Annotated in this window: 9 protein-coding genes; 5 read left to right on the top strand and 4 right to left on the bottom strand. The window is 44.1% G+C overall.

The genetic code is table 11. The annotated features are described in order from the left end of the window. Position 1 precedes the first annotated feature (1 nt). Positions 2-811 carry a glycosyltransferase family 2 protein gene (locus B5F77_RS04725; protein WP_087328417.1) on the top strand — a complete coding sequence of 270 codons (810 nt, stop codon included), beginning with the start codon at positions 2-4 and terminating at the stop codon, positions 809-811. 244 nt (positions 812-1,055) lie between these two features. On the opposite strand, the gene B5F77_RS04720 is transcribed toward B5F77_RS04725, so the two are convergent. The 3 genes from B5F77_RS04720 to nadA all read right to left on the bottom strand — a co-directional run bounded on the left by B5F77_RS04720 (position 1,056) and on the right by nadA (position 5,867). Further along, entirely contained in the window at positions 1,056-1,934 is an 879-nt protein-coding gene (locus tag B5F77_RS04720; RefSeq protein WP_087328414.1) for a YitT family protein, read from the bottom strand. A gap of 89 nt (positions 1,935-2,023) precedes the next feature. Beyond that, positions 2,024-4,858 carry a leucine--tRNA ligase gene (gene leuS, locus B5F77_RS04715; RefSeq protein ID WP_087328413.1) on the bottom strand — a complete coding sequence of 945 codons (2,835 nt, stop codon included), beginning with the start codon at positions 4,856-4,858 and terminating at the stop codon, positions 2,024-2,026. A gap of 73 nt (positions 4,859-4,931) precedes the next feature. Beyond that, complete coding sequence (gene nadA / locus B5F77_RS04710; protein WP_087328410.1) at positions 4,932-5,867, bottom strand: quinolinate synthase NadA; 936 nt, start codon at positions 5,865-5,867, stop codon at positions 4,932-4,934. 661 nt (positions 5,868-6,528) lie between these two features. On the opposite strand from nadA, the gene B5F77_RS04705 reads away from it, so the two are divergent. Next, a complete protein-coding gene (locus tag B5F77_RS04705; RefSeq protein ID WP_087328406.1) occupies positions 6,529-7,062 on the top strand; it encodes an RNA methyltransferase in 534 nt (177 codons plus the stop codon). Here B5F77_RS04705 and B5F77_RS04700 read toward each other — a convergent pair. After that, positions 7,057-7,671: a DUF4294 domain-containing protein gene (locus tag B5F77_RS04700; protein WP_087328404.1), complete on the bottom strand. Its 615-nt coding sequence runs from the start codon at positions 7,669-7,671 to the stop codon at positions 7,057-7,059. The genes B5F77_RS04705 and B5F77_RS04700 overlap by 6 nt on opposite strands. Before the next feature lie 101 nt (positions 7,672-7,772). Here B5F77_RS04700 and B5F77_RS04695 point away from each other — a divergent pair, with 101 nt between their 5' ends. From B5F77_RS04695 to B5F77_RS04685, 3 genes are read left to right on the top strand one after another with little or no spacing between them, the layout of a single operon-like run. After that, complete coding sequence (locus tag B5F77_RS04695) at positions 7,773-8,579, top strand: hypothetical protein (protein ID WP_087328400.1); 807 nt, start codon at positions 7,773-7,775, stop codon at positions 8,577-8,579. Positions 8,580-8,609: 30 nt separating this feature from the next. After that, complete coding sequence (locus B5F77_RS04690) at positions 8,610-10,595, top strand: helix-hairpin-helix domain-containing protein (RefSeq protein ID WP_239445732.1); 1,986 nt, start codon at positions 8,610-8,612, stop codon at positions 10,593-10,595. A gap of 53 nt (positions 10,596-10,648) precedes the next feature. Continuing rightward, a complete protein-coding gene (locus B5F77_RS04685) occupies positions 10,649-11,422 on the top strand; it encodes a radical SAM protein (protein WP_087328393.1) in 774 nt (257 codons plus the stop codon). The last annotated feature ends 208 nt before the right edge of the window (positions 11,423-11,630 follow it).

Raw genomic sequence — 11,630 nt, 5'->3', positions numbered from 1 at the left:
GATGAAAGAACTGAGCGTCCTATTGATTACATGGAATTCCGAACAGTACGTCCAATCTTGCCTTAATTCCTTGTTGAATGCAATCGAAGAGGTCGATTATGAAGTCATTATGGTGGACAATGGTTCTACCGACCAAACGTTAACTATCCTTGAAACGTATGTATCGGAGCGCATCAGCCTTTATCGCAACCCACAAAACTTGGGTATAGCAAAGGCACGCAACCGAGGATTGAGACTCGCTACCGGTCGCTTCATTTGGATTCTCGACATTGACACCGTCATCGAGCGTAGTGCATGGACAGGCATGTCTGCCTTTATGAATACGCACCCGGATTGCGGTATCTGCGGCTGTAAACTGTACAATTCGCTTGGACAGGTACAAGAGAGTTGCCGCCACCACCCTACCGCACGTTACAAACTCTTCAACATCTTACACGCCCTGCTGAAACCGATACCTTTCCTGAAGCAACTCGACCGGCAGATTGTCCGCCTCAACGAGTCGCAATTCTACCACACGCAGATAGCACGCAACGAACCATTCGAGGTAGAGTACGTTATCGGCGCGTGCCAACTCATCCGGCGCGAAGTGGTAGAAGACATCGGACTGCTGGACGAACATATCTTCTACGGTCCGGAAGATGCCGACTATTGCCTGCGGGCAAACCGTGCAGGATGGCGCGTCTATTACCTACCCAACTACGCATTCCAGCATGATTATCAGCAACTAACCAACAAACGGTTCCTCTCTAAGATGAGTTGGCTGCACCTCAAGGCGCTACTCTACTTCTTCATTAAGCATCGTCGTTTCTAATCACTCGAATAGACAATACTGACTCACCCGAACGAGCGACTTCCTTACACGTCCGATACCTTAAAAGGGTCAGGTATGATACCCCATCGAGTTCAGGTGCAGCACACCATCTGGATCAGGTTGAACACCCCACCCTGATACGGTGTTTCTCATTCGAATAAAGAATGTGGCATTATACGAACAAGAAAGGGTATGTTACACGTTCGTGCACACACCCTTGCCTATCTAAACTGGTGAACAAATTCTATGTTTTTATCGGGTCGAACCCTTCGCCATACACGCCGCGCGTAGGTGTCTGAGAAATGAACGCCTTTGGATCGATACTCTTGATAAAGCGGAAGATGGTGACAGACTCAGACTTGCGAACAATCACCAGCAACACCTTGATAGGCTTCCGCGTGTAGCCACCATGCCCGTCGAGGATAGTACAACTACGATCCATATCACGAATCACGCGGTCACATATCTCTTCATATTTCTCTGAAAAGATGAAGAACTGGACGGACTCGCGGTTACCATTCACGATTTGATCTATCATGTAATTGCTGACAACCATCTCAACAAACGCGAAAACAATCTTCGTTACATCGTGGAAGAGAAAATAGGAAGAACCGATGATGAAGAAATCCAACATCAGCATCGCACGGCCGATGGAGATGTTCTTATACTTCGTAATAATCATTCCAATAATATCGGTTCCACCCGTACTGCCATTCGATGAGAAAATCAATCCCAACCCAGCTCCACAGAGTGCACCACCGATGATGATGGACATAAAAGGTTCACCTTCGATGATAGGACCATCGAGTACATTTTCGAAAAGCGACAATGAAAGCGACAACGCAAATACGCCAAAGATGGTCTTCACCAGAAATTTCCAACCTAATATCTTCAAGGCTATAGCCAAGAGGAAGATATTAATGACAAAATAAGAGACTGAAACCGGAATCGTCTCAGCAGATGCAAAGAAAATCAACGCACACAGACCACTCAATCCGCCCGTTACAATCTCATTCGAGAGGATAAACCCATTGAAGCCGAAACCATAGAGTAACGTTCCAAACAGGATGACTGCATAATCCCGCACTTCGTATTTGCGTAATTGTGATTTGATAAAGCCCATAATTGTATAATTAAAAATAAAACACAGAGGCACAGAGACACGGTACCTATTAAATTTTTCTGTGTCTCCACGTCTCTGTGTTTAAAATATTACCCTAAAACGATATTGACAATTTTTTTCGGTACGACGATGACTTTCTTAATACTCTTACCTTCAAGCCACTTCGCCGAATATTCATGTGCGAGAGCTGTTTTCTCGACCTCTTCCTTCGACATATCTGCCGGAAGTTCAAGATTGAAACGCACTTTACCATTGAAAGAGATAGCGTAGTTCGCCGTATTTTCAACCAAATACTTCTCATCATACTGCGGCCACTGAGCATCGCATACAGTCGTATCGTGTCCTAACTCATGCCACAACTCTTCAGCGATATGCGGAGCAAATGGAGCTATGACGATAACCAACGGTTCAAGGATAGCCCGTTTCGTGCATTTCAAGCTACTCAATTCATTTACGCAAATCATGAAAGCACTGATAGAGGTATTATACGAGAAATGCTCAATGTCGTACGTTACTTTCTTGATGAGCTTATGCAGCGACTTTAGCTCCTCGGCTGTCGGCTCACCGTCTGTTACCTGCAACGTATCCTGATTGCCATAGAACAACGCCCAGAGTTTCTTTAAGAAACGATGCACGCCGTCAATGCCATTCGTATCCCATGGCTTAGATTGTTCAATCGGACCAAGGAACATTTCATACAGACGCAATGTATCCGCGCCATACTTCTCGACAATCACATCTGGATTCACCACGTTGAACATCGACTTCGACATCTTCTCGACCGCCCAACCACAAACGTACTTGCCATCCTCCAAGATGAATTCGGCATTATTATATTCAGGACGCCATGCCTTGAATGCCTCGATATCCAACACATCGTTCGATACGATATTCACATCCACGTGGAGCGGCGTCACGTCATACTGATCTTTCAAATTATAAGAAACAAAAGTATTCGTGTCTTTGATGCGATAAACAAAGTTAGAACGCCCTTGAATCATACCTTGGTTAATCAACTTCTGGAATGGTTCTTCCTTGACGCTAATTCCTAAATCATGCAGGAACTTATTCCAGAAACGAGAATAAATCAAGTGACCTGTCGCGTGTTCCGTACCACCTACATACAAATCGACATTCTGCCAATACTCATCCGCCTCTTTCGAAATTAACGCCTTGTCATTGTGCGGGTCCATGTAACGAAGATAATAAGCCGACGAACCAGCGAAGCCTGGCATCGTATTTAATTCCAACGGAAACACGGTCTTATTGTCGATGAGGCTGTTGTCCACAACTTCACCTTTCTCCACATTCCAAGCCCACTTCGTTGCATGCCCCAAAGGAGGTTCGCCGTTTGCTGTCGGCTTGAACTGGCTTACTTCCGGCAATTCAAGCGGCAATTTACTCTCGTCAATCATATATGGCATACCGTCCTTGTAGTAAACCGGGAACGGTTCACCCCAATAACGCTGGCGAGAGAAGATAGCGTCGCGCAGGCGGTAGTTCACCTTCACACGACCTAAGTTGTGTTCCTTTACATATTTCTTAGTAGCGGCAATCGCCTCTTTAATCGTCAAACCATTTAGATTCAATTCACAATACGGTGTAACGCCTGCCTTGGGAGAATTCGTAACGATACCTTCCTTGGCATCGAAGCTCTCTTCCGAAACATCGCAGCCTTCCACCAAAGGGATAATCGGCAAGTTAAAATGCTTGGCAAAGGCATAGTCGCGACTATCATGCGCAGGCACCGCCATAATTGCACCGGTACCATAGCCAGCCAATACATAATCACTAATCCAAACAGGAACGGCATCGCCAGTAAACGGATTGATGGCATACGATCCGCTAAACACACCCGTTACTTTTCGGTCTGAGATCCGCTCGCGCTCAGTGCGTTTCTTCGTACGGTCGAGATAAGCCTCTACCTCTGCCTGCTGTGCTTCAGTTGTCAATAACGGAACTAATTCGCTTTCCGGAGCCAGCACCATAAAGGTAACGCCGAACATTGTATCGGCACGGGTTGTGAAGATGGTAAATTCCAAATCACTATCTTTTACCTTGAAACGCACCTCAGTTCCTTCCGAACGACCAATCCAGTTACGCTGCGTTTCCTTCAGCGAATCCGTCCAATCGACCGTATCCAATCCATCCAACAAACGTTGTGCATAAGCCGATACGCGCAAGCACCATTGGCGCATCTTCTTTTGTACGACTGGATATCCACCGCGAGCCGACACACCGTCGATGACCTCGTCATTCGCCAGCACCGTACCCAGCTCGGCACACCAGTTCACCATCGTCTCGCCCAAGTAGGCAATACGGTAGTTCATCAATATCTCTTGCTGCTCTTTTTCACTCTTTGCCTTCCATTCGTCTGCCGTGAAGCTCAGCTCCTCCGTGCAAGCCACGTCCAACCCCTCCGTACCTTTCTCTTCGAAATATTCGATAAGTTGGCTGATAGGTTTCGCCTGCTGGCAACCATTGCAATAATAGCTATTAAACATTTTCTGGAAAGCCCACTGCGTCCAATGGTAATAATCGGGGTCGCAAGTGCGTACCTCGCGGTTCCAATCGAACGAGAAGCCAATTTTATCCAATTGTTCGCGGTAGCGGTTGATATTATTTACGGTCGTAATCGCCGGATGTTGTCCTGTTTGAATCGCATACTGCTCGGCAGGCAAACCATAGGCATCGTATCCCATCGGATGCAACACATTGAAGCCACACAACCGTTTATAGCGAGAAAAAATATCAGAAGCAATATATCCAAGCGGATGCCCTACGTGCAAACCAGCTCCCGACGGATAAGGGAACATATCTAATACATAATACTTTGGCTTTTCGTTAATCTCTACCTGATAGACCTTGTTGGCGATCCAATACTCACGCCATTTCTTCTCAATGTCTCTGAAATTATATTCCATATTTGGTTCAACCTTTTTATATATTCTTTTTAGCTTGCAAAAGTAATGATTTTATCGCACATATAATAATATATTACAACCCCAAACGAGCCGAGATCTCCAACATACGCCGAATGGGACGCACCGCCCGTTCGCGTATTTCTTCGTCTACTTTAATCTCAGGTTGTTCCGTCAACAAAGCCTGGTAAAGCTTTTCCATCGTATTCATACGCATAAAATTACATTCATTGCAAGCACATGTGGCATCTTCGGGAGGAGCTGGGATAAACAATTTATCCGGACAAGCCTTACGCATTTCGTGAAGCACACCACTCTCGGTAGCTACTATAAAAACATTGTTTTCCGAAAGTTTGACATGTTTCAGCAATCCAGCTGTCGAACCCACATAATCCGATATTTCTACAATGTATCTACGACACTCTGGATGACATATTACCTCGGCAGACGGATGTGTTTCCTTCAAGGCCAATATCTTTTCCAACGAGAATTGTTCGTGTACATGGCAAGCTCCATGCCATAACAACATGTTCCGTCCCGTTAATGCATTGATGTAACCTCCTAAATTCCTATCCGGACCGAAGATAATCTTCTCTTCTTTCGGGAGGCTTTCCACGATTTGCCGCGCATTGCTCGAAGTAACCACAATATCCGTCAATGCCTTGACCGCTGCACTCGTATTGACATACGAAATAACCGTATGCCCTGGATGCTCTTGAATAAAGCATTCAAACTCGTCTGCCGGACAACTGTCCGCCAACGAACAACCGGCTTTTTCGTCCGGCACCAGCACCTTCTTTTCCGGACAAAGAATCTTGGCCGTTTCACCCATGAAATGCACACCGCACATGACCAATACATCCGCATCCGTCTTTTCCGCCCATTGCGCCAACGCCAAGCTATCTCCCACAAAATCGGCTATATCCTGAATCTCCGCCTCTTGGTAGAAATGCGCCAAAATCACTGCATTCTTTTCTTTCCGAAGTTTATTTATTTCTTCCCTTATATCCATTGCCTTATACGTTTACAATTACCTTGCAAAGGTAGATATAAATCGCGATTTATAGGCTCGCGCGATGAGAAAATGCTTTCCAAAAACGTTGGAAATGGAATTTCTGACAGAAATTTCACTTTCAACGAGATGGGAAGCCTAATTTCCAATGGAAATTCCATTTCCAACGTTTTGGGGTCTATTTTTACTTTTTATTCTATCCCTCGAATTCACCAGTTAAGATATTCACAACATCATTATATCTATATCTTTTTTCTCTTTTAATTTTAAAACTAAAAAAGATGATAATATAAGTCGGTTGATGGTGTTAAAACTTTTCGGATATTTTGTTTGGTAGTTTAGTTATCAAACGAAGTACCCTCTTTTTCCTATATTTATAAACAAGTTATTCATCTCCTTAAATATTGGAAAAGAAATATTTGGATAGGGTAAGAAAGGATACGTTTATAAACCGGATGTGAATAAGAAAAGAGGCGGTAAAGCAGGAAAAAGTAGTGGAAAGAGGACGTGAATAGTTCGTCATAAAAATGTGGACAGTTTATTTGGAGATATAGAAAAGGAACATGTATAGGTAAGATTACGGATTGTGCAAGGATTATTTTTCATTATCTTTGCACGAGTTTTAAATAGGTTATTAACTCTTATGACAAATCTATGAACGATGCGCAAACTAAAAGTAACTGAACTGAACAGATTGACACCGGAAGCTTTCAAGGAGAGCCGGAAAATACCCTTGGTGGTGGTACTTGACCATGTGAGGAGCTTGAACAATGTAGGTTCTGTTTTCCGTACCTCGGATGCTTTTCGTGTGGAAGCTATTTATTTATGTGGTATTACGGCTTGTCCGCCTCATGCCGAGATTCACAAGACAGCTTTAGGAGCGGAAGAAACGGTCGATTGGAAGTATTTTAACGATACGTTGGAAGCGGTTGAAAACTTAAAACAAACAGGCTATACGGTATGTGCTATCGAACAAGCGGAAGGTAGTGTAATGTTAGATAACCTCTTGTTGGATAAAAACAAAAAGTATGCAGTGATATTGGGAAATGAAGTAAAAGGTGTTCAACAAACCGTGGTGGATAGGTGTGATATGTGTATTGAAATCCCCCAATATGGGACGAAACACTCGCTTAATGTCTCTGTGACGGCTGGCATTGTAATATGGGATTTCTTTCAACAATTAACCTGTTTATAAAGCTCCGCTTTCCACTAAGAGGACAATTTGTTCGATTTGTTTGTCTTTTCCCTGTGGGTCATATTCCATCTTAAGGCTCGCCCCAAACATACCGGCAAATAGGTTCCAAAATCCTGCCCGAAAAGGACCGAGGAAAGCTTTGACCAGTTGATAACTGGATTGATTGCATTCGCGGTCAATGAGTTTTATCAATAATTTACCTTGTGAAAAGGTAAGTTTTTTCAGTTGAGGTTTGTATTCTGCAAAGAGTTCTTTTTCCATGCGTTTGAGATGCGCCTGTCGGTCAGCTTCATCCGGCATGGTTTCGATATATTCGTATGTTTCGATAAGCGTATCGTACACCATCTTGGCATAAGGAAGCGTTTTCTTCACGTCGCGTACTAATTTCCAATAGCGAGCTGCTTCGCGTTTATTTCGAAAACGAGGTTTAGGAAACACATAAAGCGAACGCAAACGGATAACCGCCAAAGTATCTTTTCCTTCTACCGTAGCCCGGTAATATCCTTCAGGCAATACGTTCATCTTCACAGGAGGTTGTTGTCCTTTCAGCGAAAAAGAAACACATCCTAAGAAGATAAAAAGGAAGAAATGTAGGATTTTACGTTTCATAGGGCGCAAATTTAGCGACAAAGTTGAGAAAGTATGCACAAAGAACGCTAAGAATTATTTATCTTTGCAATCAGAATTAATAACTTCAAAACCGTAAGGCTATGAAAAAATGTATTTTTATCTTCGAAATCATTTCTCTATTTTCTTTGGGAGCAACCAATTCGTTGCGCATATCTGATATGCGTTCCGGTGCAATGGGTGGAAATGGCGTCACACTTTCTTATCTTTTCAACCCTGCCATGCTCGAGTTTTCCACAGGTTCTGTTCTTTCTATTGATTATTTTAATCGTTATGCAATAAAAGAATTAGGGACGATTCAGGGAGGTTTTCAATATCCAAATTCTTATTTATCAACGGGTGTTCAAATCGTGTCGTTTGGTTATGAACAGTATAGGGAAAACTTAGCACGCGTGGCTTTTTCCAAACGTTTAAATGCACAGTGGGCTTTGGGAATTAGTTTTCAATATGCTTGGATTCAATCCGAATTGTATGAAGAATCACCTTCACGTCTTTCTACAGATATAGGAATGGTGTATAGTCCGGTTGAAAATTTACTTATAGCTGTTTCTATGCGTGATTTACCCTCTATTCGTTTATCAGTTAAAGATAGAAGTATCAATAATTTTCAATTATATAATGTTGATTTTGGTATTCACTGGTATGTTTTAAACAACTTGTTAATAACAGGCTATGTAGGTATAGAAGAAAATATTCAGGTACAGGGAGGATTCGGTATGGAATATTATGTTTGGGATTATTTCGCCTTGCGTGGCGGCATACAGGCTCATCCTTTTCTTCCCAGTTTCGGGGCAGGATTTCGATGGCAACGCTTCGGAGTCGATGTTATGGCTATTTGGCATACGACGTTGGGAATTAGTTCAGGTATAGGTTTGTCTTATTCTTTTTGATGGGAGGAGTGTAAAATGCGGTTCATAAGTATGTGTATAATCTGGTTTATTTTTAGTGATATGATTCATGCTCAGGAATCTATTTTGGTTGATAAATGGAAAGAATATATTGAAGATTGGGCAGATGATTCGGAAAACGAAGCGCAATTGGAAGTTCTTTATGCCGACCTTTCGAATCTTTCGGAACATCCATTTGATTTAAATGAAGTCACTGGTGAACAACTGGCTCGTTTGCCTTTCTTGACAGATTATCAAATCGCGCAGTTCTTACGTTATCGGAAACAGGTGGATAGGTTAGTTTCTATTTATGAATTAAAAGGAATTACGGGTTGGGATTATCAAACCATTCAACTGGTATTACCCTTTGTGAGAGTCGTTGAAAAAGGGGTGGAAAAACGCGGGATAACGTGGAAGAATCTGTTGAAATATGGACATAATGAATTATTACTTAGATATGACCGATGTTTACAATCAAAAGCAGGATATGGTTCATTTTCTGATTCTATCTTGGCGAAATATCCAAATCGAAAATACTTGGGCGAACCTTTTTACCTCTCTTTGCGTTATGCGTATCAGTTCGACGACCGTATTCAGGCGGGTTTTGTGGCAGAAAAAGATGCAGGTGAACCTTTCTGGACAGATGTACACAAGGGGGTTGATTTCTATTCTTTTCATTTTCTACTTAAAGAACAGAGGGTGTTGAAAACTCTAGCTTTGGGTGATTATAAAGCTTCCTTCGGACAAGGGTTGATTGTAAGCCAAGATTTCACACCGGGGCGTTCCGCTTTGGTGGCGCAAGCCGAGCGAAGGAATAATGGTTTTCGGCGGCATTATTCCACAAATGAGCAAGATTTCTTCCGGGGTGCGGCGGTTACATTAGCTTGGAAAGAGATGGAAGCAAGCCTTTTCTATTCATATCGGAAAGAGGATGCGGCTATCGAGCGGGATACGTTTCCTTCCATCCAAAGTAGTGGATTGCATCGTTTACGCCGTGATTGGGAGAAAAGACGGGCGTTAAATGTACAAGCCATGGGCTTGAATCTTCGCTGGGCTAAGCCTCATTTCCATGTGGGGATAACGGGACTTTATTATACGTTCGGGGGAAAAGTTTTTTATCCTCAAGAAAGATTAGATAATCGGTTTGCTTTCCGGGGCAAATCCAATTTCAACATCGGTGTGGATTATATGTGGAGAAATCGGTGGGGGAAGCTGTATGGCGAGACGGCTATGTCTCGGAATGGAGCAATGGCTACTTTAAATGCATTACTTCTTACGCCTGCCTCTTATTTTTCTTTCCTTGTTTTGCACCGGTATTATGACCGGCGTTATCAAGCTTTGTTTGGAAATGCGTTTGCTCAGAATTCGTCGGTCGAGAATGAACAAGGTATCTATTTGGGATTACAATGGACGCCTTTCGGTCATTGGAAAGTTTCGGCGTATGCGGATTTTTATCGTTTTCCTTGGTTGAAGTATCAAGTGAATTATCCTTCGACAGGAAAAGAGTATATGGTACGATTGGATTATACGCCGAATGAACAACTCGCTGCTTATGTACGCTATAAACGTAAAGAGCAGGATGAAGTTGGCAACACGGAGCGTATGCGTGGGCAGGTTTCGTATGTATTAAAGCGTGCTTGGTATCTGCGGACAGCGGTAGATATGAGTTTGGTATCGGGGGATAAGGGTTGGCAAGTGTCGCAAAGTGCGGGATGGAAACCTCCGCGCGTGCCTTTTCGCATGGATTGGCATGTGGCTTGGTTCCAGACCGATAGTTATGCTACTCGTATTTATTCGTACGAGAAGAATATCCTCTATGCGTTCTATATGCCCTCTTTCTATGGGAAAGGCGTGCGGGCTGCGCTGACTTTCCGGTGGGATATCACCCGCTACTTGATGTTTTCCGGCAAGATAGGGCATGTTTGGCAAATGGATCGTGTAACCATTGGAACAGACGCTGAGCAGATAGACGGAAACCAAAAAACGGATTTATCTCTGCTGGTGCGGTACAAGTTCTAAGAGAAAGACGTATCTTTGTCTGGCTTTTGCTTTGATTTAAATGTAAAAAGGATATGTTGTTGTTTGATGAAATTATTTACGGACCGGTGCATAGCCGCCGGTTGGGGGTTTCGCTGGGCGTGAACCTGTTTCCGTCGGATGGGAAGTTGTGTACGTTTAATTGCGTGTATTGTGAATGCGGATTCAACGAAGACCGTCGTCCGCACAGCCGGATGCCGCGTCGCGAAGAGGTACGCGAGCAATTGACCAGGAAACTGGACGCGATGCGTGCGGAGGGGCTGCTTCCGGATGTGATTACCTTTGCCGGAAATGGCGAGCCGACGCTCCATCCGGATTTTGCAGGTATTATCGACGACACAATAGCTATCCGTGACCAGCATTGTCCTTCGGCCAAGATTGCGGTGCTTTCCAATTCGACCATGCTCGACCGCGAGGATGTTTTCCAAGCTCTTTGCCGTATCGAAGATAATATCATGAAGCTTGATTCGGTACTCGACGCGCGGATTCGCCAGATTGACAATCCCACCCAGCCGGGATTTTGTTTCGAGAAACTGTTGAAAAACCTCTGCCGCTTTGAAGGGAATGTGATTATCCAGACCATGTTCCTGCGTGGCGAGCGCGACGGCGTTTCGCTCGATAATACAACTGAAGAGGAGATTGCCGGTTGGCTCAATGCGTTGAAGCAAATCCGTCCGCGGCAAGTGATGATTTACACCATCGACCGCGAGACACCGCTCAAGTCGCTCCGCAAGGTCTCGCCCGAGGATTTGGACGCCATCGCGGAGCGGGCACGCCGCGAGGGGTTCGACGTTACGGTGTCGTATTGAGGGAGCAATCTGGACAGGCAAGAACGATCTTCCGCAAACCGCCGGAGGCCTCTTTTGTTAAAGAATGATTTTCTTTTAAGCTCCGGAGGCCTCCTTTTGTGAAAGAACGTTTTTCTTTTAGCTTCCGGAGCCCTCCGGCGGCTTGCGGACAATCTTCTTCGGCTTTCCGGAGGCCTCCGGCGGTTTGCGGAAGATCGTTCTTGCCTTT

Source organism: Parabacteroides sp. An277 (genome assembly GCF_002159645.1).
Lineage (GTDB): Bacteria > Bacteroidota > Bacteroidia > Bacteroidales > Tannerellaceae > Parabacteroides.
This window is presented reverse-complemented; position numbering and strand designations above follow the sequence as displayed.